This window comes from Anabaena sp. 54, assembly GCF_017355725.1.
Classification (GTDB): domain Bacteria; phylum Cyanobacteriota; class Cyanobacteriia; order Cyanobacteriales; family Nostocaceae; genus Dolichospermum; species Dolichospermum heterosporum.
This window is the reverse complement of the sequence record NZ_JAAVWA010000002.1, coordinates 336740-362697: the sequence shown is the minus strand read 5'-3', so window position 1 is coordinate 362697 and position 25958 is coordinate 336740. Positions and strand designations below refer to the sequence as shown.

Here is a 25958-nt window from a genome sequence, read left to right as displayed (position 1 = left end):
CCCGCAGATCCCCCTAAATCCCCCTTGGAAAGGGGGACTTTGAGGAATTTAGCCCCCCTTTGTAAGGGGGGTTGGGGGGATCTCAATTAATTCTGATACTTTTCAAACATCCTCTAAGAGACTTCCAAGAAATAAATTATCCTGATTAACGAACCACGGAGGCGCAGAGGACACAGAGGAATAAGGGTTTGAGAGATTTTTGCGTTAGGTGGTTTATCGGTTGTCAAGAGATTGCTTCCTTTCACTCGCAATGACAACTCATGCAGCACAGGTTTATTAGAGACTTCCAATCAAAAAAATATCCCAAAATTTCTTGTGGTGCGGGACGAATTGCCCGCTAATCATCAAGGACGGGCAAGGATGCCCATCCCACAAAATTGGATCATTTGTTTGTGGAGTTCTCTAAATACCTAAAGCTCTCCGAGTTTGATAACCAACAACGCCATCTACACGCAGTCCGTTACGTCTTTGGAAGTGACGAATTGCGTTAATGGTGCGTGAGCCGTAAACACCATCAACTCTAATCCCTAAAGCTCTTTGAATTTCTCTAACTCGTTCACCTCTTGAGCCATATCCTACCGTCACCCTACCCCCAACACCGTATCCAGAACGATATCTGCGGTGAGAATAGCCAGGAGTATTACCAATCCATCTTTCAGCAGCATAGTATCCTCGGTAACGTCCCGAAGAAATTCTCGCAAATCCATTTCTGACACTGCCTGTTTCACCAATATATGAACCATTGCGGACACAAGCTACAGATGAATTTGCAGTGCTAGGTCCGGTACGAATATAAAGACAATTTCCATTCGTGCTGACATATTCTGCGGAAGCAAACTGCATTTGAGTCACTGTAGCTAGTAATATAGTCACACCAGCCAAAGTTAACCATGCCGAAGATTTAAAAATTTTCCGCCAATTAAATGACGATTTGGGAAAATTTAATGCAAAATTTTCATTTGGTTGTTCATCTTCTATATACATATATGAATAAGCCAAATATTCCATAATCACCTGCTCCTTTATGTGAACTTTTACGATACTTTTGTCTAGTTTTAATCTTTATTGATTTTATACTTCTTTAGCACAATATGTTGGCTACTATATTCCGCCATCTGAACTGTCACATCAGGTATTTGTAATGAAATCATCAATTACATAAAGAGGTTAGTATTTTTATTTCCCTAAACCACGAGAAGTGAGAAAACTATCCGCACGAATTGGACTACCATTGCGCCAAATTTCTATTTTCCCGGGGCTGATTAAGTAGGAAAAAGTACCATTTTCTGCCTGATATTTGTTATTATCAACTTTCCAAGCCCGAATTTTTAAAACTTGACTGGGTTCCTGTTTCAATTTCCCTAAATAAAATAACTGACCATTTTCTTCGCAAACTTTTATACTAACTGTTGCCGTCTCCCCATTCATAATTGTAGTCCCATGACAATCAGCATGATTACTTATAGGTGAAACTGGTTGTGGAGTTCGGGTAACTGGTTGATTTACTGGTGTTTTTGCGATCGTGACGGACGGTAATAAACTGAGAGGATTACTAGCTAAACGACCATCTGCATAAAATTCAAAATGCAAATGAGGGGCGGTGCTATTGCCTGTTGAACCCATTTCGGCAATAATTTGACCTTGTTTGACCTGTTGACCTTTACTGACCAATAAGCGGCTATTATGTCCGTAAACCGTCACATTGCCATTAAGATGTTTAATTTCGATAAAATTACCTAATCCCCAATCATCCCAACCAGCTTTGACAACTGTACCAGCCGCAGCAGCCAAAATCGGAGTCCCTTTTGCACCCGCAATATCAATTCCCTCATGTTGATATTTACGGAAACCTTGAGAAAGCACACCCTGAGTAGGCCAAATTAAGTTAGTAGCAGGTGCAAATGTGGTGTTAGTTAGAGAAACTGTTTGAGGTGAAGCTGGAGCAATTTGATTCAAGACTAGACTGCAAGAAATTAAACTCATTAAAGCGTAATTGCAAAAGCGGTAGATATTAACTTTTTTCATCAGTTTCTAGCCTCATAGTTGCTATAGCAGCGAAAAGAAGTCAAAGCCGACTACTGTAAATGGAGAAATGCTATAGTTACTTGCTATTTCAGTCTCAAATGTGTCACATCAGGACAGTTAGCTGGTTAAATTTACAACTTGTGCAAACTTACTATTTCCAGAAATAGATCCCCGACTTCTTAAAGAAGTCGGGGATCTTGTTTTTTTGGCACAATTAAATATGAAACCTCTCTCCAAACCTCTCCCCTACCAGGGGAGAGGCTTTGACTCCTCTTTCCCCTTGTAAAAGGGGAAAACAATAAAAATCCAGTTCCCTCCCCTTTATAAGGGGAGGGTTAGGGAGGGGTAAAACATTTGATACAGTAATCATGACTTTTCAAACAACCTCTAAGTTCCTGCTATAGTATAAGAAGCAACGAAAGGAACTGAAATAGTTGTATAACTACCTGCAACTATTTCCACAGCATAAGCATTTTGAACAGGTTTCCAGTCTAGAGGATATCCAGCAGGATCTAAATCAAGACGGTAAATACCCGGAGAAACTTTAAATAAAACACCTTGTTTTGTAATAGTTGCCAAACTAGGATTAAATTTTTTATTATTTAGGATTAATAGTAGTTCCATATCTTGAGTATAAATCTCTTCATTATTATCTCTAATACCATTATTATTCTTATCTAAAAAAGGTTGAATAAATATACCACCCTCACTGCGTAAATGTTCAGATTGAGAGTCTCCAAATCTTAAATTAGGACTGAAATTAACTACTGAACCAATTTCAAGTCGATAAGAAGTTGTATCTGATGTCATAGAAATTCCGTCATAACGCAAACGCAGAGACAAACCGGGAATAAAAAAGCCAAGGTTAATGTGGGCTTTGATGTGGTCAGGTTGGAATATCAGAATTTGCTGGAAGCACCTCTGAGCTTGGGTAAGTTCTGGTTGGAGCAACAAGAGACAACCTAAGTTATGCAGTGCATCTATAAAATTGGGTTGTAGTTTGAGGGCATTTTGGAAACAGGCGATCGCTTTTGAAAACTATCCCATCTGTTGTAAAATATTCCCCAGTTGGTAAGGTTTGATAGGTGGTGAAAGCAATGCTAATATGCTCATGTTGTGGGTATTCTTATGAACCTTCTGGTGGGTGGGGGATAGGGAATGGGATTGTATGGACAAGCCACGTAAGTTGTTAAACATTAATAAGATCCTATATAGCATCAATTAAGGTTTTCAAATTTTACCAGTGGGGAAGAAACCGAATAGTTTGACTACTCCACTAATTAAGGCAATAATTACTGCTACTAGAACTCCACGATTAATAAATTCTTGGTTATCTAGTCTTTTATCAATACCAATAACTTTTTCTTCTAAGGTTTTAATTTCCCCTGATAGTTTTTCATCTAGGCTTTTAATTTCCCCTGATAGTTTTTCATCTAAGATTTTAATTTCCCCAGATAGTTCTGCCTGTCCAATTTCCAGTTTATTTAGTCTACTATCAATAGTTTCTAGTTTTTGATTGACTTCAGCAAATTGCCGATCCATTTTTTGGTTGACTTCGGTAAATTGCTTCTCTATCTTTTGATCCAGACGAGATAATATTTCTTCGAGGGTATAAGTGAGAATTGGTGGGTTGGTTGTCATATATTTTGGTGATAGTTGTTTTATAGACAATAACAGCAGCACCTGTCATTTTACTAACAATCAGGGTTTTCAGATTTTACCAGTGGGAAAGAAACCGAATAGTTTAACTACTCCACTAATTAAGGCTATAATCACTGCTACTAGAACTCCACGATTAATAAATTCTTGGTTATCTAGTCTTTTATCAATACCAATAACTTTTTCTTCTAAGGTTTTAATTTCCCCTGATAGTTTTTCCTCTAGGGTTTTAATTTCCCCTGATAGTTTTCCATCTAGGGTTTTAATTTCCCCTGATAATTCTGCCTGTCCAATTTCCAGTTTATTTAGTCTACTATCAATAGTTTCTAGTTTTTGATTGACTTCGGTAAACTTTTGATTGACTTCAGTAAACTTTTGATTGACTTCAGCAAATTGCCGATCCATTTTTTGATTGACTTCGGTAAATTGCTTCTCCATTTTTTGGTTGACTTCGGTAAATTGCTTCTCTATCTTTTGATCCAAACGAGATAATATTTCTTCCAGAGTATAAGTGAGAATTGGCAGGTTGGTTGTCATAAATATTATTTAGAGAGGCGGGAGTTCCTCGACAAGTTGAGAGAGTTCAAAGGCGTTGCTGAGTAAAAGTATGATTTTATTTCACGCAGAGACGCTCCAGGCGCAGAGAGTAAGAGTTTGAGAGATGGAATTTTCGACTTTCATACCTCAATTCACCAACGCCGGGTTTTTATTTATGCCTTTGTTGATGCCATTGCCAAGCGTGAGAGACGATATCTTTAATACCTGGATATTGAGGTTGCCAATTTAAGATTTTCTGAGCTTTTTCGCTTGTACCAATTAGGGCTGGAGGATCTCCAGGACGGCGATCGCATTCTTTGACTGATATTACCATACCTGTGACATCTTCCGCCGCAGCAATCACTTCTCTAACTGAAAAACCGTTACCATTACCTAAGTTAAAAACTTCGCTTTCACCACCATTTAATAAATATTCTAGTCCTAAAATATGGGCATCGGCTAAATCATTGACATGAATATAATCGCGGATGCAAGTACCATCAGGAGTAGGATAATCAGTCCCAAAAATGCTAATAGCTTCCCGTTGACCTAATGCTGTTTGTAACACTAAAGGGATTAAATGGGTTTCGGGATGGTGATCTTCTCCTAATAATCCTTCAGGGTTAGCACCGGCAGCATTAAAATAGCGGAAACGTACTGATTTAAAATTGTATGCCACATCAAAATCAGTTAATATCCTTTCTACCATTAATTTAGTTGCCCCATAGGGATTAATGGGATTTTGGGGATGATCTTCCGTAATCGGAATAAAATTCGGTACACCATAGGTAGCACAGGTGGAAGAAAAGACGAATTTATGAATTGAAGCTGCTAACATTGACTCTAATAATGTCAACGTTCCTAAAACATTATTCCGGTAGTATTTAGCTGGGTCAGTGACAGATTCACCTACATAAGCATAGGCGGAAAAGTGCATAACTGCGGCAAAATGGCGACTCTGAAAAAGATTATCTAATAAAGTGCGATCGCTCGTATCCCCTTCTATCAATTCTACCTCTAAAACCTGTTCTACCAAATCCCGATGTCCATACACCAAATTATCCAGGATGACTACCTCATAACCAGCTTGCTTGAGTGCTAACACTGTATGAGAACCAATATATCCTGCTCCTCCCGTTACCAAAATGCTAGGTTTTCTCGCTGACATAGTTTATTTCTCCTTGATGGTTATTTTGTTAATCTAATTTAAGTAGGTTGGCGTTGAAAATTATCGTTATAGCAAGGCAAGAGGCAAGAGGCAAGAGGCAAGAGTAAAGAAGTTTTCAGCGATTTTACGTTTCTTTACACAGTTTGGTTTTATTGTGTTCACCTACTTAGCTTAATTTGAAATCAGATCCCCGACTTCTTTAAGAAGTCGGGGATCTGATCTTTGGTTAATATGCCTGTCCCAGCAAAGTTTTATTTACACTTTAATAAACCAGCGTTTCTGATACATTAAGACAGCCACACCATACCAAAATAACAAGGTAACAAATGCAAACAAAAATGAGCCGTTGAAATTTCCTGACCAAGATGCAAAGATATTGTGATAAATCCAATCATATACGCTAACGGCAGTTTCACCTGTACCCAGTTGAGTTTTGGCTATGATTTTAATTAGAAATACAGAAGCCACAAAAAGAGCGATCGCATTTAATCCCATGATCTCAAAAGGCTTACTCCAGCGTTTAATTAGCCTCACCTCTATCAACTCATAACAAGCTGCTAATAACATTAACGCCCAACCAGAGGTAAATAAAACATAGGAACTTGTCCAAATTTTCTTATTAATGGGAAATGACACATCCCAAATAATTGCAATTACCAAACAACACAAACCAAACAATACTAAATCCATGCTAGTTTGTGAACTAGCCTGTTTTTTATCTTTAATCCATTGCCCCGTAAAATAACCAGCTAAAACGCTAACTATTGCCGGAATAGTGCTAAAGAGTCCTTCTGGGTCTCCCAGAAAATTAAACCCATCACCCTTATACAAATGTGCTTTGGGAATAATTAATCTATCAATAAATGCGCCAAAATTACCTTCTCGCGTCAGCACTCCTGCACCATAATCAGGAACAGGAATATACATCATTGTTAACCAATAAGCAAGGAGTAATCCTCCTGCTACTAACCATTGACTTTTGCGAGGTAATTTTAAAACTATTAAAGATGCAAAAAGATAAGTTAAAGCAATCCGTTGTAATATCCCCATCAAGCGGATACTACTTAAATCAAAAGTCCAAACACCTTGATTCCAAAAACCATTTAATACTAAACCCAATATAAATAGAATCGCAGTCCGGCGCAGGATGCGTAAATAAACTGCTTGAGTAGGTTTGTTCTGGGCGGTATATTTTGCTAAAGAAAACGTCATTGCTACACCGACAATGAATAAAAAGCAGGGAAATATTAAATCAGTAGGTGTACAACCGTGCCATTTGGCATGACTGAGGGGACGATAAACATCATCTGCAACTCCGGCCATATTAGCGAGAATCATCGCTGCAATGGTGATACCACGAAACACATCAAGTGAACTCAGACGCATAAGCGGAATAATCTATTTGAGAGTCTAACGGGTACTTTTTTCTTCTAGAAACTTACCAATGTCACCATCAAATAAGTCAATGATGGTACTAACAACCACTTTAATTTTGAGGGGATTATTTCCATAGAGATAGCATAGTTCATATTTTTGTTCATCAGTTCCCAATAATTGTTTTGATTGGATTAGGGAAAAAGCTATTTCTGATGAACCCAATAATCCCAAAGAACGTACTGATAATGTCCACTTCTCCATAAAACCAACTTCAGCAGGTTTGGATTGACTTGTGAAAATGAGACAGCTTTGATGGTGTGTTTCCGCAATTATTTGGGTTAGTTGAGTATATTTTATATAATTAATATCTGAAGCCGGGTCAAGATTATCCAAGATAATCAGACAACGACGAGTACGCAAATAATGGATAACTCGATTAATGTCGGATTTGCTTTCTTTGTGATTAGAGACAAAAGATAGCAAGTCAGTGATCATACTCTCAAAAGATGGAACAGTAGGCACTGAACGCCAAAAAACGCAATCAAACTCACCCCCAATCTGTTTTGCTAGTTGAGTAGCTAAAGCTGTTTTACCAATTCCACTGATACCGAACAATCCTACCAACCGACAGCTATCTTGGATAATCCATGATTCTAACTGTATCAGTTCTTCCCTACGTCCGTAAAATGGTGAAATATCAATTGCTGTTCCCCAGTCTTGGAATTTATTGAAATTGTTTTTTTTTTGCGTATTTGTCCGGATTGCGGGGGGGGGGTAGATATTACTTCATCGCTGCTAGTGGTAATTTCTTGCCAATCTAGATTTAATTTGCGACATAGTTCTTCAACGGTTCTATAGTTAACAGGTTTACCAGTTAAGAAATTACTAACTGTAGCTAAGGATAATCCGGTATCATCAGCTAAGGCTCTTTGGTTAGCATATCCATTGCGTGTAACAGCCACCCTAACCTCGTCAATACAGTCATAACGAACGCATAGTGATCTTGGCATTGATTTCTGTTAAGTGGTTATTCCCATGATGAAAGCGTACAGATGATGGTTCATTTTTACGTTTAAACTCGCTTATTTTAGGTAATTTATGACTTTAATTTTTAATTTCTTTTAGTCTAAATTCCCGTTACTGTATTTAATTTTAGGATATTTTGGCTGATGTTGAGCGATCGCCTCTTTTATTTTTCCGAAGTTTTCTGTTGTGAACGCGGGAACCCGGAATCTAATCCCCTCCCCAAAGCATCGGCTATCGTGTACACACAAGTCAAATTACCTCCCTTAATCCTTATGAAGGGGGGAAACAAGAAAATCCAGTTCCCTCCCCTTTGCAAGGGGAGGGTTAGGGTGGGGTGAAAAAGATTGTAGAGACCGCCCGCTACTCATCCCCATTATAAAATTACATTGAGGCTGGGGACTTTCGCGTATTGTTAAAACCCACATTCAGCATGAGTAAATATACTCAAAATATTTTTCCCAGCAGGTTATTTTGTCAAAAAAAGAATTTCATAAAACAGCTAAAACCCAATCATAATAACCAGTTCATGCTTTTTGCTATCTAGGTCGGTATTCAATGAATTTAATCTCAAACCAACTAATTTATTGACATTATTCTCAATAAACTTGATTCGAGCTTTAAATATATCGGCGATCGCTCTAATATAGAATTGCGTGTCATTGTCTGAAAGCCTTGTTATCATTGGGTTATGGATAATTCCGAAAATTCAAAAAACACCTGCGGAATGTGGGTTAAAAAACTTAATATATGTGCAATTAAAGTCAGTACAAAGTCAGTAAAAGTCAGTACGGAACTCAGTTATCTATGGGATATGCTGAAAAAAGCAACTATTAACAATATACAAAGTCACATTTATGACGGAAGCTACTATTGGCTCAAATTCAAATGAGTTAAGTCTTGATGTAACTGTTCAGAAACTTACCTTCTCTGCACAGACTGACTCCTCCGTCTCTTCTGCCATAGAAGAATCCACTGGGTTAAATGCCCTCCTCAATGAGACTGGAAAAATTTACCTCTCTGTTGATGGTCGTGGAACTTTCGATTCAACAGGATCTGTTCGGGTTGACAAAAAGCCCGGTGCTACCGTTCGCAAAGCTTATTTAGTGGGTAGTGGCACAAATGTTATTGGCACAACTGCTTCCATAAATAGCACAAGCATTAATTGGGATCGAACTGAATCTACAACGGTTTTCAGTTATTTTAGCTTCCACAGCTACCTCAGTGATGTTACTTCATTAGTAAAACCTACCATTGATGCCGCAGCAGATGGTATCATTAGCATTGCTGTTGACGAAGGAAACGAATCTGCATCATACGAAGGACTCGCTCTTGCTGTGTTGTTTGATGATCCTAGTCAACCGGCAGATAGTAGCGTAATTTTGTACTTTGGTGGTTTACGCCCTACAGGTGCAACTTCCACGATCAATTTTTCTTCTCCTGTTGATACCAGTTTAACTCTCGGAGCAACTTTAGGGTTAGGAATTGGATTTAGTTACGCCGCCGGAGGACAAACCTCTCAAGTTAATGTTAACGGTCAACCATTAACTCAAGTTGCAGGTGATTATGATGACGGTCAACTCGGTGACGGGGCTTTGTTTACTGTTGGTGGTATAGGAGATAGTCCTGATAACCCACCCCCCTATAGCACAGATCCAGCAACAGATGATGAACTTTACAATCTGTTACCCTTCATTAATAACGGAGATACTAGTCTTACACTGGAAACGGTTAATCCGTCCAATGATGATCATATCTTCTTTGCTCATCTCACTCTAAATGGCATCAGTGCAGTAAATATTCCCAGCACTATCACATTCAGTACCACCAATTACAGTGTTCAAGAAGACGGAACTCCCATTACCCAAGTAACTCTTACTCGTTCAGGGGGAATCATCGGCGAAGTAAGTGTCACCCTAACCCCCAGTGACGGAACTGCAACAGCAGGTAGTGACTACGACAACAATCCCATTACTGTCACCTTTGGCGATGGTGAAACGACTAAAACTGTAGCTATTGCCGTTATTGATGACACCATTTACGAAGGTGATAAAACCGTCAATTTAACCCTAAGCGATCCTACGGGAGGCGCAATATTAGGTAATCAAATAAACTCAACCCTCACTATTGTTGAGAATGAACCTGTTCCCCAAAGCGTTTATACCTTTACCTATACCTATGGTAATGGCGATAGCTATTCTGGTTACGGCTATGCTGCACAGGGAACCTATACGGTTGATCAAGTATTGGATGGTTACACCAATGAAACAGGCAACCCCGGCTATTACACCATTAATTCTGTTGACAAGACTGATATTGTCAACAACAACTACGTCTATGTGACTAGCTACACCGATGGGGATACTGGTTATGGTTCTGCTAACTATGCTTACGGTAATGGCTACTCTGGTTTAGGCTCTGAATCTGGCTATGCCTACAATTCTGCTGGGGGCGGTGACTATTTCAGTAACTCCAATGAAGCCGACCTAATCAACCAACAATACACCTTTACCTATACCTATGGTAATGGAGATAGCTATTCTGGTTATGGCTATGCTGCACAGGGAACCTATACGGTTGGTCAAGTATTGGATGGTTACACCAATGAAACAGGCAATCCAGGCTATTACACCATTAATTCTGTTGACAATGCTGGCACTGGCAACAACAACTACGTCTATGTCACCAGCTACACCGATGGGGATACTGGTTATGGTACAACAAATAGTATTAGCTCGTGGGGCTACTCTGGTTTAGGCTCTGAATCTGGCTATGCCTACAATTCTGCTGGGGGCGGTGACTATTTCAGTAACTCCAATGAAGCCGACCTAATCAACCAACAATACACCTTTACCTATACCTATGGTAATGGAGATAGCTATTCTGGTTATGGCTATGCTGCACAGGGAACCTATACGGTTGGTCAAGTATTGGATGGTTACACCAATGAAACAGGCAATCCAGGCTATTACACCATTAATTCTGTTGACAATGCTGGCACTGGCAACAACAACTACGTCTATGTCACCAGCTACACCGATGGGGATACTGGTTATGGTACAACAAATAGTATTAGCTCGTGGGGCTACTCTGGTTTAGGCTCTGAATCTGGCTATGCCTACAATTCTGCTGGGGGCGGTGACTATTTCAGTAACTCCAATGAAGCCGACCTAATCAACCAACAATACACCTTTACCTATACCTATGGTAATGGAGATAGCTATTCTGGTTATGGCTATGCTGCACAGGGAACCTATACGGTTGGTCAAGTATTGGATGGTTACACCAATGAAACAGGCAATCCAGGCTATTACACCATTAATTCTGTTGACAATGCTGGCACTGGCAACAACAACTACGTCTATGTCACCAGCTACACCGATGGGGATACTGGTTATGGTACAACAAATAGTATTAGCTCGTGGGGCTACAATGGTTTAGGCTCTGAATATGGCTCTGCCTACAATGCCAACTATTCAGGAGACACTGGGTTCAACAGCTATTACGAAGCAGATTTGCCTGCCGTCCTGCAAGTGCGACTGAATCTGCTGGCAGATAACAATGGAATAGCTGGTGAAATAATCAGTAATGACCAAGTAGGACTAAATCGTTCCTTCTTTGTAGAAATACAGGTAGCAGACCTGCGTGGAAATGCGGCTGGGGTTAACGGTTTAGGACTTAACTTAGCTTGGGATGGGCTGATTCTGGAATCTATTGATACGCCCTTTGACCCCACCAACATTATCACCGCCAATTTCCCCCTATTACAGGATGGAACTCTAGACAATAGCAGTGGTTTGATTAACAACCTCAGTGGCGGTTCTCTCCCCGCTTTTGAATTGGGTCAAGCTATAGGAGTGAATCAGTTAGAACGCTTTGCTCTTCTGCGCTTCCAAACAGAAAATTCCACCGGGACTTACTATTTCACAACCACAGTAGATAATGCTGCTTTAGCGGATGACAATCCCTACTACTCTCTGGATGTGGAAACATCTCAACCAATTTTCATAGGTTCAGTTTACAACCAATATAACTTTACCTATAACTACGGTAATGGGGATAGTTATACGGGTTATGTTTATGCTGTGGAGGGTACTTATACAGCAGGTCAAACCATTGGTGGCATTGCTAACGAAACAGGCTATACAGGACAGTATACCATTGACTCCATTGCTTCCACTACTTTAGATAGTTTCTATAACGGCCACGTCTATGTCACCAGCTACACCGATGGTGATACTGGTTTTGGTGCAGCAGGCTATCTTAATATCGGAGCGGGTTACTCTGGTTTAGGCTCTGAATACGGTTATGCCTATGATGCAAACGGCTATAGTTTCGACCCCTACTTCAGCAACTCCGCTGAAGCTGATATTCTGGCTAATCAGAAATATAACTTCACCTATAGCTATGGTAATGGGGATAGTTACAGTGGTTATGGCTACGCAGCAGTAGGAACCTATACAGCAGGTCAAACCATTGGCGGCATTGCTAACGAAACCAATCTTTATCCTGGCGGTACAGGAGCGGTTGAAAACAATACTCTTGGTTATAATTGGGTCGGTGATTCAGTCTACCACCTGTCCTATACCTTTACTAATGTATCCGATGCCCTAACCCTGAATTTTATAGGCTCTGGCCTACAGGAAATCACTGATGAAAGTTGGGGATTGGATAATGTCAAAGTGACTGCTGGTGGTTTCAATTACTCCAATGACTTTGAAAGCGATTCCGTAACTGGTTGGTCAAGCTCGACCCGTTCCACAACTCCTGTTGGTTCCCGCAATTTCCTCGGTGAATTTGGTAACGATACGGTGAGCCTAGCGCTCAATGATGTCGCTCTAAACGGTAGCGTCACCGTAGAGTTTGACTTGTTTATTATAAACAGTTGGGATGGGAATGGTACTTTTAGTGCTGGTCCAGACAAATTTACTGTCAATACTTCAGACGGTCAAACCTTATTAAATACGACCTTTGCTAAGTTTCCTGGTCAGCTTCAATCCTATCCTGGTGCGGGGCAGAGTGGCCAGTACACCATTGACTCGGTTGAGTTAGGCAATACTAACACAGGCTATAACAATCTTGTCTATGTCACCAGCTACACAGATGGCGATACGGGTTATGGAGAAACAACCAATTTGTGGCACGATTGGCAGGGTGTTAATGGTTACTCTGGTTTAGGCTCTGAATACGGTTATGCCTATGACGCAAACGGCTATAGTTCCGACTCCTACTTCAGCCAATACTACGAAGCTGACATCCAGAACCAACTATTCAACTACACCTACACCTACGGTAATGGCGATAGTTATAGTGGTTATGGCTACGCAGCAGCAGGAACCTATACAGCAGGTCAAGTATTGGATGGTTATGCCAATGAGACAGGAAATACTGGCTACTATACCATTGACTCAGTGAGCGCTGGAACAACGGATAGTTCCTACAACAATCGTGTCTATGTCACTAGCTACACTGATGGTGACACCCTCTACGGTGAGACCACCAATCTCTATAGCTATGGCGGCGGCTCTGGTTTAGGCTCAGAATACGGTTATGCTTACACAGCAGATGGGTATACTTATGATTCCTACTTCAGCCAATACTACGAAGCTGATCTTGTGATTCCAGGTTTGGCTATTACTGATAATTCAGGCAATGCCAATGATTCTAGTATCAAATTCACAACAGAACTATCCAAGTTCCGTAAGAACTTCCAAGACAGCGATTATGTCCGCCCCAATTATGCTGATACCACCAAATACTTTGACATCACCAATACGGGGTCAGGTGTTCTGGTAGTTTCGGATATTCAGATTAATGTCAGCGGGGTTACTGTGAATCTGGATTTGTCAGGGGATAAAGACCTGTTCCTGAATGCGGGTTCGAGCCAACGGGTTAACTTGACCTATGATCCTTTGGTAGCTAAGGAAAACTTTAATGTTGCTAATGGTCTGGTATTGTTTACCAACGTTCCTAATTGGTCTCAATACGAGGTTGCCTTGTCCGGTAAATCCACCTTTAACTCAGACATCAACTATGATGGCAAAGTTAATACCGGTGATTTAGGTTCACTGAACCAAGCAAGAACAAACTTTAACAAGGGAATTTTTGATGGCACTGCTGATATCACTGGTGATGGGTTGATTAATACCCTTGATGCAAGTGCTTTGACTGCTGACATCAAACTGAAATTGTCAGTTTAAGTTCTCAGTGTCTACTTAGGGACTTCCAATTAAAAAAATACCCAAAAATTTCTTGTGGTGCGGGCATCTTGCCCGCTAACCATCAAGGACGGGCAGGATGCCCATCCCACAAAATTGGGTAATTTATTTTTTGGTGTTCCCTTAACTCCTGAAATTATTCCCTGCCTATTAGACTATCTCCGAAAATTAAATGGGCGTGGTTTGAAACCATTGTAGAGACGTTCCATGGAACGTCTCTACAATCTTTACCGGAGATGTCTATTACTTAGGGCTTGCTCGATAAACCGAAAACCTCAATAAATTAAGGTGTCTTCAGTCCGCAGAGTGTCAAGACACCGTTGTGTACAGTTATTGTCAGAATTCATTTAGACAAGTCGAAGAAAATATTATGGCATTCAGTATTAAAATCCAACTATTTGCTGATAATGACGGTCTTATCAGCGATGCTGTTGATAGCGTTATTGCCGGAAACAGGTTTTATGCACAAATTTTAGTTGGTGACTTCCGTAGTGATGCAGTCGGATTAATTGGTTTTTTGTCTTCCATACAATGGAATCCAAGTATTCTAGAATCTTTGGATGATCCTTTTAACCCTGATGAAGTTATTACCTCAAACTTTCCCGCCGTTTTTGGTGGTACTTTAGATAACACTGTTGGGCGGATTGGCGATTTAGAAGCGGGTGCTTTACCTGCATTTGATTTGGGTCAAGCAATAGGTGTTGATAAACTAGAACCCTTTGCTACTCTCCATTTTTTAGCCAAAGCAGATGTTACCGCTTCAGATTTTGTCCTGATTCCTAATCTATCGGGCTTGGCTTTTACCGATGATTATGTAAATAATGCACCCCTGATTCCCACCCCAGGGGCTTTTCTAGAAAATAGTAATAATATTATTCTCACAGTTTCTGACCCTAATCCAGAAGATACTGTAACCTTTGCTATTACAGGGGGAGTGGATCAATCTTTATTTACTCTTGATCCTACAACGGGTCAACTCACGTTTAATAGTATTCCTGATTTTGAAAATCCCATTGATAGTAATCAAGATAATATTTATGAGGTGCAGATTACAGCCCACGATAATTTTGGGGAACCTGCGACGACTACTCTGAGAGGTTTAACTGTCTCTACACTGAATATACAAGTTGCCAATGTTAACGAAACCCCAACAAATCTAACCCTTAGCAATATCAATATTAACGAAAATGTCGCCCCTCTGACTGTAGTTGAAGATTTCACCACCACAGATCCTGATGCGGGTAATACCTTCACCTATACTCTGATCAGTGGTGCGGGAGACACTGATAATAATCTCTTTACCATTAATAGTAATCAACTAAAAATTAATCAATCTCCCGACTTTGAAACTAAGAATAGTTACAGCATCCGTGTCAAAACCACAGACCAAGGGGGGTTAAGTTATGAAAAACAATTAACTCTTAACGTCAATGATCTTAACGAACCCCCAACAAGTCTAACCCTTAGCAATAACAGTATTAACGAAAATGTTGATCTTCTGACTGTAATCGGAGATTTCAGCGCCACAGATCCTGATGCAGGTAACACATTATTTACCTATAGCCTGGTAAACGGTGCAGGAGACACGGATAATAATGTCTTTACCATTAGTAGCAATCAACTTAAAATTAATGCTTCCCCCGATTTTGAAACTAAGAATAGTTATAGCATCCTTGTCAAAACCACAGACCAAGGGGGGTTAAGTTACGAAAAACAATTAACTATTAACGTCAATGATCTTAACGAAAGCCCAACAAATCTCATCCTTAGCAATACCAATATTAACGAAAATGTTGCCTCTCTGACTGTAGTCGGAGATTTCAGCACTACAGATGTTGATGCGGTTAATACCTTCAGTTATAGCCTGGTAGCTGGTGCAGGAGACACGGATAATAATGTCTTTACCATTAGTAGCAATCAACTGAAAATTAATGCTTCTCCCGATTTTGAAACTAAGAATAGTTACAACATCCGTGTCCAAACCACAGACCAAGGAGGGTTAAGTTATGAAAAACAATTAACTATTGGTGTTAATAATGTTAACGAAACCCCAACAAATCTCATCCTTAGTAATACCAGTGTTAACGAAAATGTTGCCTCTCTGACTGTAATCGGAGATTTCAGCACGACGGATGTTGATACGGGTAATACCTTCAGTTATAGCCTGGTAACTGGTGCAGGAGACACGGATAATAATGTCTTTACCATTAGTAGCAATCAACTGAAAATTAATGCTTCTCCCGATTTTGAAACTAAGAATAGTTACAATATTCGCGTCAAAACCACAGACCAAGGAGGGTTAAGTTATGAAAAACAATTAAATATTAACATCAATGATCTCAATGAAATTATTGGTAATCCTTCAATTAACAATGGACGTAACCCAATTGTAGGAACTGCTGTTTCTGACTACATTATAGGCGGTCCAGGGGCAAAAACCATTACCGGAGGTGCGGGTAATGATTTGTTCGTATTTACCGATCTTCGAGATGTAGGACAACGGATTACGGATTTTACTGTGGGAGCAGACAAAATTGTTCTTACTAAGTTACTCGGTAGTATCAATTATAATGGCACTAATCCTATTGCGGATAAATACATCAGATTTGTAAACGGAACAGGTAGTAATACTGGTAGTACCTTTCTGCAAATTGATCGGGATGGGATTTCAGGTAGTGCCATATTTAAGAACTTCCTTCAGGTTGATAACATCACTAGCACCCAGTTAAATAACGTTGGTAACTTTGTCTTTTAACATTTTCTATCAGGAACTCTATGTTAACTCAATTCAAAAACCCTCTGATCACCATCAGTATCACCTTGTCCACTGGTATCACTTCCATGGCAATCTCTGCCCCTGCTTACTCTATTAACTTCGTTAATTTAAACACCTTTGACCCCCTTGGAGATGTTACTAGTAACAACACAGTTATTTACTCAGGTTCATCGAATCAAGTTCAAACGGGTGGTGGTACTGGTAGTTTCGAGGAATTGCTAGGTATCAATGCGACCGATTTGGACGCTGCTATCCCGAACAATTATTATGGTTCAGCTATTAAAAGTACCTTTAGTAACATCAACCCTGGAGATGTGTTTAGCTTCAACTGGAATTTCACAAGCACAGATCAAGATCAAGCTTTTGTAACGATTGCCAATAATATTCAACCCTTAACTGGTAATAATGGTACTTATAGCTATGCCTTCACTTCACCGGGAAGTTATAATATCGGTATTGGAGTTGTTGACGTTGATGATTCAACAGGTCAATCAACTCTCACCCTAAGTAATGCTCAAATTCAGGCTGTTCCTTGGGAAACTGATACCCTACCAATATTAGGTAGTACAATTCTTTTTGGTATTGGTGTTTGGGCTAAACGTAAATACACTGGCAATTCCAAATCTTGACACTCTCTAATTAATAATTTTAATATGTCTATCAAAGTTGGAGATACCGCTCCTAATTTTAGTCTACCTGCCCAAAATGGCAAAAATGTCAGTTTGGGAGATTTTCGGGGTCAAAAATCCGTTGTCCTCTATTTTTATCCCAAGGATGATACACCAGGATGCACTGTAGAATCTTGCGCTTTTCGAGATCAATATGAAGTGTTTCAATCCGCTGGTGCTGAAGTTATTGGTGTGAGTGGTGACTCTAGGGAATCTCATCAAAGGTTTGCAAATAAATACAATTTACCTTTTACACTTTTAAGTGATCAAGGTGATAAAGTCCGAAAACAATATGGCGCAACTGCCGTTTTTGGTTTTATTCCCGGTCGAGTTACATACCTAATTGACCAAAATGGTATTGTTCAATATGTATTTGATTCTATGTTGAACTTTAAAGGCCACGTTGAAGAAGCATTAAAAACCCTGCAACAACTAGCAGCATAAATAAAATAAGATCCCCGACTTCTTAGAGAAGTCGGGGATCTAACTCTCTTTCATCTCGTTCCCAGTCTCTGACTGGGAATGAATTCTAGAAGGCTCTGCCTTCAATGATATTAGAGGCAGAGCCTCATCAACTGCATTCCTAGTCAGAGACTAGGAACGAGATGTGGTAAGGATTTGAGCTTAAGTTGACACATATCAGCAGTGCTTTACCCCCTGCCTCTCTTCTCCCCCTGCTTGCCTTCACCCGTCATTTTCGGGTTGACAGACTAGTAGAGACGTTTCATGAAACGTCTCTACATATAAAGAATTTAATCAGACTTTATTTGGAGTGAGATTTTTCTGCTACAGCAACATTAACATTAGCAGATTTGCCATTTCTGTTGTTGGAATAACCGTTATTGCGGGGTTGAATCACTCCATAACCGCCGTGATTACGTTCATAAATGACGTTAATCTCACCTGTTTCGGCATTATGAAACATATAAAAGTCATGACCCACCAGTTGCAGTTGTTCCTGCGCTTCAGCTAATGTCATTGGCGGCATAGAGAAGTATTTGGTACGAACAACCTCTTCGGGTAATTCAGCGGTGCGATCGCCTATTAAATCCGCTGCAACAGTTTCTGGTGCTACTACTTCGTTAGTTGATATAGGTTGAGTTTTATGATCCTGCCTTTTTTCCTTATATTTCCGCAATTGCCGAGCAATTTTATCTGCAACTAGGTCAATACTTGCATATAAGCTTTCGCTGCTTTCCTCCGCACGGATAACACTACCATTAGCATAAATAGTTACTTCTGCTGCTTGCTTCGTACTTATTCGGGGATTGCGAGCTACGCTTAAATGGACATCCACTTCATTGGTGATGTTCTGGAAGTGACTAACTGCTTTTTCAATCTTTTGATGCACATATTCACGAATTGCATCAGTGATTTCAATATTTTTACCGTGGATGACAAGCTTCATGTAAACTCTCCCGCTCAATATTATATGTGATGTTTTCAGTTAGGAATAGAAATTGCGGTCAGGCCTATCACTGCCACCGACACAAATTGTTACCTATCCCTAAGACATTGTTTTTTAGCATTTTTAACACTTCTTGCATCTTCAAGTTGGCGCTTATTTATCCTCTTGTTTCCCAACTGGTTGTTAAGCAATTGGCTATTTAAGCAAAACTATTGAATTAGGCTGCTTGAGATATAGTCCTTTTAAACGCCTACTTCTATGGAACTTTACCAAAATAGGAGTCCCCGCCTTTTTTCGTCCCCCAGTCTTTTTCACTATTGTATAGAGAATACAACCCTTTTGGGAAATTTGATCCTGATTGATATAAATAAATTTTTAAGTTGCCGCCAGTCAGTAAATTAGTTGGTATTGTCTTAGCTGAATGCTCTCCTCGTCTAACACCTATTCAGGTTATATATTTAAATTAGCATTTTGTGAGTTCTAAAGTATATTTCCTTGATGTTCCTTTAAGATCCTTTGCATAGCTTGACATTTGTTCGCTATATTTTTGGGAATTGAGAGAGATCGGGTGTCTTACCTCTTGCCTCTTCCCCCTTACTTATGCACTGATGATTCCTAGCACTCAATTAACCCCGTACCGTTGTTTACTATATAATGTTGGCGTAATGCCTTATGAAACCGCTCATCAGTGGCAGCGATCGCTAGTTGCAGAGCGTATTCACAACCCAGAACTAGATGATGTCCTAATTTTACTAGAACATCCCCCCGTTTACACCTTGGGGACAGGAGCAAACCCAGAATTTATAAAATTTAATCTTGACAAAAGTGCTTATGACGTGCATCGCATTGAAAGAGGTGGCGAAGTCACATATCATTGTCCAGGACAATTGGTAGGTTATCCCATTTTAAACTTGCGTCATTACCGTCAAGACCTCCATTGGTACTTGCGTCAACTTGAGGAAGTATTAATTCGCGTTTTAGCAACTTACGACTTAAAGGGAGAACGGATTCCTGGTTTTACCGGAGTTTGGCTAGAAGGATACAAAATTGCCGCCATCGGCATAAAAGTGAGTAAATGGATTACTATGCACGGCTTTTCCTTAAATGTATGTCCAGACATGACAGGATTCAAGCAAATTATTCCTTGTGGCCTTGTTGATAAACCAGTCAGCAGTTTAGCCGCATGGATTCCCGACATTACCTGTAACCAAGTCCGACATTCTATAAATCAATGTTTTGCAGAAGTATTTGACGTGACCATAAAAAATTCAGGGCGTTGCTGATTAAGGGGATGAATTTTAGTCTCACGCAAAGGCGCAATCACGCTTCGTGATCTCGAAGAGTAGACGCAAAGGTAAGATCTTTAAAGGTTCAATTTGGAAATTTCATACCTCGATTCAGCAACGCCAAATTCAGAAAGTAGGGGCGCAGGGCCTGCGCCCTGCCAATGATTCATCAATAACAGCATGAAATTTATTCACCCCAACCCGGAATAGCTACAAAAATCTTTACAATGAAGAAGAATAGCAATCATACATAATACAAATTAAAAACAATGGGAATATTCGGATTTGGTAAAAAGTCAACTATACCTACACCAGAGCAAGCCTTACCAGGACGGGCAGAAGTAATGCGAGTACCCGCACAACATTACGTTAATAAAAATCCTCTAAAAGCGCCTTTTCCCCCAGGCTTAGAAACCGCCATATTTGGTTTAGGCTGTTTTTGGGGAGCAGAACGCAAATTTTGGCAACAAGAAGGAGTTTACACCACTGCGGTAGGTTATGGGGCTGGTTACACATCCAACCCCACCTATCAAGAAGTCTGTAGTGGCATGACCGGTCACAATGAAGTAATATTAGTAGTGTTTGACCCCAAAATCATTACTTATTCCCAACTGTTGAAAGTTTTCTGGGAAAGTCACAACCCCACCCAAGGAATGCGTCAAGGTAATGATGCTGGTACTCAATACCGTTCAGGAATTTACGTTTATTCACAAGAGCAAAAACAACTAGCGGAAGCATCAAAGAACGCTTATCAAGCAGCCCTCAGCGGCGCTGGGTATGGTAAAATTACCACAGAAATCTTAGATGCACCTGAATTTTATTATGCTGAAGAATACCATCAGCAATATTTAGCCAAAAACCCCGGTGGTTATTGTGGTTTAGGTGGTACTAACGTGGCTTGTCCCGTAGGTGTTGCTGAAGCACAAGTTAGTTAGAACCATAGAAATAAACATCATATCGTAAGGTTGGGTTGACGCAAGGAAACCCAACAAAATCCTCGATCATCTTGGGTTTTGCTATCTCTCAACCCAAACTTGTTATGTTATAAACATTGGAATTCACATTTTTGCTTAATTTAAATACTATGTCCTTACTCAAAACCTCGCTTACAGGCTTAAAAGCAGATTCATTCCGTCATCCTCTGGACTTGGAAGCCACCAAAACCCTCAAACAAATTCCCGGTTTAGATATGATGGTGCGGAATTTGCTAGGTCCAATGGCTGAACAGGTTTTTTATGTGGAAAATATCGCTTCTAGTATTTTGGTGGGAGAAAAACAACTTCCTGATTTACACAAGTTACTATTGGAAGCTTGTCAAATTCTGGATATTGATCCACCTCAGTTATATGTGCGTCAACACCCAGCCCCCAACGCTTACACCTTTGCCATGCGAGGTAAGCAGCCTTTTGTGGTCATTCACACATCCTTGATTGAGATTCTTACACCTGAAGAAATACAGGCTGTAATTGCCCATGAATTAGGTCATCTCAAGTGTGATCATAGTGTGTATTTAACACCTGTGAATTTATTGATTTTAGCCGCTGCCATTGTCCCAAATGTCGGCGCTGTCTTGGCTCAAGCTATCCAGTCACAATTATTAGAATGGGTCCGCTGTGCTGAGTTTACCTGCGATCGCGCCGCTTTGTTAGCTACTCAAAACCCAAAAGTTGTCATGTCAGTATTAATGAAGTTAGCAGGTGGTTCTCCCAGTTTAGCGCCTCAACTCAATTTAGATGCCTTTGTAGACCAAGCTCGCGCCTATGATGACATTAGCAAAACTGAATTGGGGGAAATGGTCAAATCCGCCCGCACAGCCCAATTAAGCCATCCTGTCCCCGTACTACGAGCCAGGGAAATTGACCGTTGGGCAAGTAGTCAGGAGTACCAAAAGTTAGTGCAAAATCAGGGGATTAATTACCAAGGTGAATCTCCATCCCCAGGCGGATGGCGGAATTGGTAGATTTTACAGGAATCCGTTTCTGGAAATTTCCCAAAAAGTTTCTAAATTAAATCTAATTACCTATTGCCAAACTAAAAAAATAGGCTATAATAGTAAAATCACACCCAAGGGCGGGTGGCGGAATTGGTAGACGCACCGCACTCAAAATGCGGCGGCCGTGAGGTCATAGGAGTTCGATTCTCCTCCTGCCCATATTTGTCAAGGCTTTATTTGTTTGGCCGACAGACCCACCCATGAATTTCCGGTCTAATGGCTAAAGTTTACTAAAAGTAAGCCGCAAAATAAATGATCCTGTTTTGTTGTGCTGAGTGTAGCGAAACGAAGCATCTTAAAAAAATACCCAAAAGTTTCTTGTGGTGCGGGCATACTTCGACAAGCTCAGTACAAGTCTTGCCTGCTAATCATCGAGGACGGGCATCTTGCCCATCCCACAAAATTGGGTAATTTATTTTTATCTCGTTATCTCGTTCCCAGTCTCCGACTGGGAATGCTATTACAGAGGCTCTGCCTCCGTTTTCATAGAAGGCAGAGCCTTCTAGAATCCATTCCCATACAGAGTATGGGAACGAGAAAAATTTCTAGTTATCTCGTTCCCAGTCTCTGACTGGGAATGCTATTACAGAGGCTCTGCCTCTGTTTTCATAGAAGGCAGAGCCTTCTAGAATTCATTCCCATACAGAGTATGGGAACGAGAAAAAGTTCAAAAATTTCTAGTTCTTTTAGTCATCTTCAGATGACTTTTGCTATGAGACTGGGAATTCATTCCCAGTTGGATTGTGGGTTTTTGGCAAAAGTTTAAATCTCACCCGTGTTTAGTATAGTAATATGAACTATATCTGTAATTGTAATTATATCCCAGTCCTCGGAATTTCTCGCCGTTGACTACCGTTCCTAGTAAATTGATGGGAGATGCTTTTAGCATATCAACAACTTGCTTGACGACTGATTTATCTGTTTTATCAATTCTGATAACTAACATAACACCATCAGTATTAATTGCTACTAGCCTAGCATCTACTAATCCTGACAAAGGAGGAGTATCATAAATCACTAAATCAAAATTATCAGAGAAATAGTCCATCAGTTGAATCATTTTATCTGATGAGAGTAACCGCGCCGGATCAGGTGGTACAGGACCTGCCGTAATCACAGATAAACCCTTAAGTTCGGGCATTTCTTGAATTACTTGCTTGACATCTATATCTGAAGAAATTAGACTACTTAGTCCCCAGAGATTATTTAATTTTGAGAGTTTGTGAATCTTGGGTTTGCGGAGGTCACAATCTACAAGTAATACTTTTTTCCCCATAATCGCGGCTGTTTTTGCCAGACTAAATCCCACCGTACTTTTACCATCTCCAGGGGTAGCAGAAGAAACAACTAAAGACCTAATTGGTTTATCAGAATTAAGCAGTTGAATATTACTATATAAAACTTGTAAAGATTCCCAAAATGATCCCTGTCCATAATAATAGCTTGATCGGGAAGGTCTACGAGCAGAAGTTTTAGCTGGTTCATCATTTACGAGAAGAGGGTCTACAACTACTTCTGGTTGTTGATTTTTGTTTGTCAAGTTTAAAGATCGATTCTGAACTAAGTTTTTATTAAAGGGAAGAGATCCTAATAAAGGCAGTCCTATCTTATCCTGGACATTTTCAACACTGTGATAGGTATTATCAGTCTGTTCTCTCAGAGAAGCAGCACCTAGTCCTAATAAAGAACTAGCCACAAATCCCAATATTAAATTGAGGGGAATATTTGGAGAAATTGGATATAGAGGCTGATTAGGTGCTTGGATTAATTCCCAAGGTAGTTCTGTTTGGGCTACTTGTATTTGCAATTGCTCACGAGCAGCTAATAAGCGATTTAAACTTTCATTGGCTATTTCTAAATTCCGTAGGATTTCAGTATATTGCCGAGACAAAACTGGCAACTGGTCTAATTTCAATTGCAGTTGTTTTTCTGCTTGTACTATATACTGATTGTCTACTTCTATTTTCTTAATTAGATCCGTAACTTCAGATATTCTGATATTAATAGTGCGTGCTGCTTCTGCCTCAATAATAGGTAAAAGGTTGGATCTTTTTTCTTGTAAGGTGCGGATAACTGGGTTGTCTGGTTGAAACCGAGTTAATTCTCCAGATAGCTGGGTGTCTAATTGGCGTTGTTGACCAATTAGGGTTTGATAAAGAGGGGCAGTATTGAGAATTGCTAACTGTTCTTCACGTCTCTGTAGCCTGTCATAAGTAGCTCTGGCAGCGGTTAGCTGTTGATTTATAGTTAGTCTTTGTTGTGTCAACGATTGAATTTGCGAAGAAATTACTTCAGATTGGTTTTCTGGATCAATAAAATTGTATCTTTGGCGGAACATTTGCATTTCTTTTTGTAACTGTCCTAGCCTAATTCGGATTTCAGGTAGTTTTGCATCCACAAATTGAACTCCCTGACGGAGCTTTGTTTGTCGCTTGTTGAGGCTATATTTTAAATAAAAATCAGCCAGAGGATCTAATATAAGTTTAATTTTTTGACTATTATCACTTTTATAGTTAACTTGGATTATTTTTGATTGCCCCAAACGACGAATAGTTAAATCTTCCAAAATGGTCTTATAATCAATATCAGGATGAGATTTTTGTATTTCTTTAATAAAATCTCTCAGCAGTTCTGGACTTTGGAGAACTTGAATTTGGCTCTCATAATCTAGTCCAGATGGTTTAAAGGCATTGGCGAGTCCCACGTCGATTTTCCCTAGTTCAGAGTCACTATTAACAGGTTCAACTAATATTTTGAAGTTGCCTTCATAAATTGGTACTTGTTTAAAAGTTGTATAAATAACACCACCCATAGCAACGGAAGCAACTCCTATGATGATAATTGCTCGGCGCTGTAAAACACCAAAAAAGGACTTGAGGTTAAAATCATTAGCCTCTTCTGAAAATTGGGAAAATGTGGGATTGGGAAATAATGTAGAAACAGGAGTGGTATTATTCTGAGCGTTTTTATCGTTTGTAAGTTGGTCAAGCATAGGTTCTTTTGCGGTGAATAACCAAGGATGTGTAAGTAGGGTTTGCTTAATAAGTTGCCTGTGAAGGCAGGATGCCCATCCCACAAAATTGGGTAATTTATTTTTTGGTGATCCCTAACTGTTTTTTTTTACCTGGATGAGTCATAGTTTAGCAATTTTAAACGCCGATAAACACTAACTACTAAAATTTATTGATTATAGCGATATACAATACCCTAACAAGTATGACTTGAAACCCGCACTCCGCTAATTTTTGGTGGTGTCTGATGCCAAATTTTCCCATTCTGTCCTTTTTTTGATTGGTTTAGCCGGATTTCCTGAGTAGACGATATTCGCTTCTAAGGATCTTCCTGTGACACTACCCAACCCTAAAACTGCTCCTCGTCCAATAGTAACACCAGGTCCGATGACTGATTTTGCCGCTATCCAACTACCCTCTTGAATATGAATAGCTCCAGGAATTAGTTCAAAGTTGGGGTGATTCCAGTTATGATTACCAGTACAGAGATAAACTCCCTGAGACAAACACACATGATTTTCGATGGTAACATTAGCTAGATTATCAATCCAGGTATCTTCTCCAATCCAAACGTGATTACCAATGGTCAAGCGCCAGGGAAATTTAATTTTTACTCGTGTCTTAATGCGTACACTCTTACCTATAGTAGCACCAAACAGCCTCAGTATCGAAACTTTTATAGATGATATAGGCAGCCAGTAACTCTCCACTAAGGGTGAGCCAATGAAGTACCATAAAATTTGTTGACTGTATGGCGCTCCGGGTGTATAGTTTCCAAGTGTGTAATTATCTAAACGCATAAATAACTG

Annotated in this window: 20 protein-coding genes and 1 tRNA gene; 8 read left to right on the top strand and 13 right to left on the bottom strand. The window is 39.9% G+C overall.

Translation table 11 applies throughout. The features are described 5' to 3' along the window. Positions 1–402 precede the first annotated feature (402 nt). The 10 genes from HEQ36_RS04165 to HEQ36_RS04120 form a co-directional block, all read right to left on the bottom strand. On the bottom strand, positions 403–1008 hold the full coding sequence (locus HEQ36_RS04165; protein WP_053538073.1) for a peptidoglycan-binding protein: 606 nt from the start codon (positions 1006–1008) through the stop codon (positions 403–405). A gap of 168 nt (positions 1009–1176) precedes the next feature. Beyond that, positions 1177–2025, bottom strand: coding sequence for a M23 family metallopeptidase (locus tag HEQ36_RS04160; protein WP_053538074.1), 849 nt, complete (start codon positions 2023–2025; stop codon positions 1177–1179). A gap of 387 nt (positions 2026–2412) precedes the next feature. Next, positions 2413–2979, bottom strand: a complete 567-nt coding sequence (locus tag HEQ36_RS04155; protein WP_053538075.1) for a hypothetical protein — start codon at positions 2977–2979, stop codon at positions 2413–2415. A 276-nt stretch (positions 2980–3255) separates the two neighbouring features. Further along, the gene (locus HEQ36_RS04150) at positions 3256–3666 is read right to left on the bottom strand and encodes a DUF4164 domain-containing protein (protein ID WP_081424138.1); all 411 of its coding nucleotides are present in this window, start codon (positions 3664–3666) and stop codon (positions 3256–3258) included. Positions 3667–3735: 69 nt separating this feature from the next. Continuing rightward, positions 3736–4221 (bottom strand): hypothetical protein, encoded by a 486-nt coding sequence (locus tag HEQ36_RS04145; protein WP_290706789.1) that lies wholly within the window; start codon positions 4219–4221, stop codon positions 3736–3738. 169 nt (positions 4222–4390) lie between these two features. Beyond that, positions 4391–5389, bottom strand: a complete 999-nt coding sequence (gene galE, locus HEQ36_RS04140) for a UDP-glucose 4-epimerase GalE (RefSeq protein WP_027402591.1) — start codon at positions 5387–5389, stop codon at positions 4391–4393. A gap of 255 nt (positions 5390–5644) precedes the next feature. Beyond that, positions 5645–6775: an acyltransferase family protein gene (locus HEQ36_RS04135; protein ID WP_168635094.1), complete on the bottom strand. Its 1131-nt coding sequence runs from the start codon at positions 6773–6775 to the stop codon at positions 5645–5647. A 24-nt stretch (positions 6776–6799) separates the two neighbouring features. Continuing rightward, a complete protein-coding gene (locus HEQ36_RS04130) occupies positions 6800–7411 on the bottom strand; it encodes an NB-ARC domain-containing protein (protein ID WP_367272394.1) in 612 nt (203 codons plus the stop codon). Between the two features lie 17 nt (positions 7412–7428). Next, a complete protein-coding gene (locus HEQ36_RS04125) occupies positions 7429–7776 on the bottom strand; it encodes a helix-turn-helix domain-containing protein (protein WP_081424140.1) in 348 nt (115 codons plus the stop codon). 515 nt (positions 7777–8291) lie between these two features. Continuing rightward, positions 8292–8474, bottom strand: coding sequence for a hypothetical protein (locus tag HEQ36_RS04120; RefSeq protein WP_039201592.1), 183 nt, complete (start codon positions 8472–8474; stop codon positions 8292–8294). Between the two features lie 172 nt (positions 8475–8646). Here HEQ36_RS04120 and HEQ36_RS04115 point away from each other — a divergent pair, with 172 nt between their 5' ends. The 4 genes from HEQ36_RS04115 to HEQ36_RS04100 all read left to right on the top strand — a co-directional run bounded on the left by HEQ36_RS04115 (position 8647) and on the right by HEQ36_RS04100 (position 17895). Then, positions 8647–13989, top strand: coding sequence for a Calx-beta domain-containing protein (locus HEQ36_RS04115; protein WP_290706784.1), 5343 nt, complete (start codon positions 8647–8649; stop codon positions 13987–13989). A 388-nt stretch (positions 13990–14377) separates the two neighbouring features. Next, positions 14378–16762: a cadherin domain-containing protein gene (locus HEQ36_RS04110; protein WP_168635096.1), complete on the top strand. Its 2385-nt coding sequence runs from the start codon at positions 14378–14380 to the stop codon at positions 16760–16762. Between the two features lie 86 nt (positions 16763–16848). Next, a complete protein-coding gene (locus tag HEQ36_RS04105; protein WP_168635097.1) occupies positions 16849–17412 on the top strand; it encodes a PEP-CTERM sorting domain-containing protein in 564 nt (187 codons plus the stop codon). A 24-nt stretch (positions 17413–17436) separates the two neighbouring features. Further along, entirely contained in the window at positions 17437–17895 is a 459-nt protein-coding gene (locus tag HEQ36_RS04100; RefSeq protein ID WP_053538083.1) for a peroxiredoxin, read from the top strand. Between the two features lie 319 nt (positions 17896–18214). Here the strand turns inward: HEQ36_RS04100 and raiA are convergent, their stop codons facing one another. Continuing rightward, the gene (gene raiA / locus HEQ36_RS04095) at positions 18215–18859 is read right to left on the bottom strand and encodes a ribosome-associated translation inhibitor RaiA (protein WP_053538084.1); all 645 of its coding nucleotides are present in this window, start codon (positions 18857–18859) and stop codon (positions 18215–18217) included. Positions 18860–19467: 608 nt separating this feature from the next. Here raiA and lipB point away from each other — a divergent pair. The 4 genes from lipB to HEQ36_RS04075 all read left to right on the top strand — a co-directional run bounded on the left by lipB (position 19468) and on the right by HEQ36_RS04075 (position 22297). Beyond that, positions 19468–20142 carry a lipoyl(octanoyl) transferase LipB gene (lipB, locus tag HEQ36_RS04090; RefSeq protein ID WP_168635098.1) on the top strand — a complete coding sequence of 225 codons (675 nt, stop codon included), beginning with the start codon at positions 19468–19470 and terminating at the stop codon, positions 20140–20142. A 272-nt stretch (positions 20143–20414) separates the two neighbouring features. After that, the gene (gene msrA, locus HEQ36_RS04085) at positions 20415–21080 is read left to right on the top strand and encodes a peptide-methionine (S)-S-oxide reductase MsrA (protein WP_168635099.1); all 666 of its coding nucleotides are present in this window, start codon (positions 20415–20417) and stop codon (positions 21078–21080) included. Between the two features lie 149 nt (positions 21081–21229). After that, a complete protein-coding gene (locus tag HEQ36_RS04080) occupies positions 21230–22105 on the top strand; it encodes a M48 family metallopeptidase (RefSeq protein ID WP_053538088.1) in 876 nt (291 codons plus the stop codon). Positions 22106–22213: 108 nt separating this feature from the next. Then, a tRNA-Leu gene (locus HEQ36_RS04075) sits at positions 22214–22297 on the top strand. Positions 22298–22907: 610 nt separating this feature from the next. On the opposite strand, the gene HEQ36_RS04070 is transcribed toward HEQ36_RS04075, so the two are convergent. Both HEQ36_RS04070 and HEQ36_RS04065 read right to left on the bottom strand, forming a co-directional pair. Beyond that, entirely contained in the window at positions 22908–25130 is a 2223-nt protein-coding gene (locus HEQ36_RS04070) for a polysaccharide biosynthesis tyrosine autokinase (protein WP_168635100.1), read from the bottom strand. Between the two features lie 246 nt (positions 25131–25376). Continuing rightward, positions 25377–25949, bottom strand: coding sequence for a WcaF family extracellular polysaccharide biosynthesis acetyltransferase (locus tag HEQ36_RS04065; RefSeq protein WP_053538090.1), 573 nt, complete (start codon positions 25947–25949; stop codon positions 25377–25379). Positions 25950–25958: the final 9 nt, after the last annotated feature.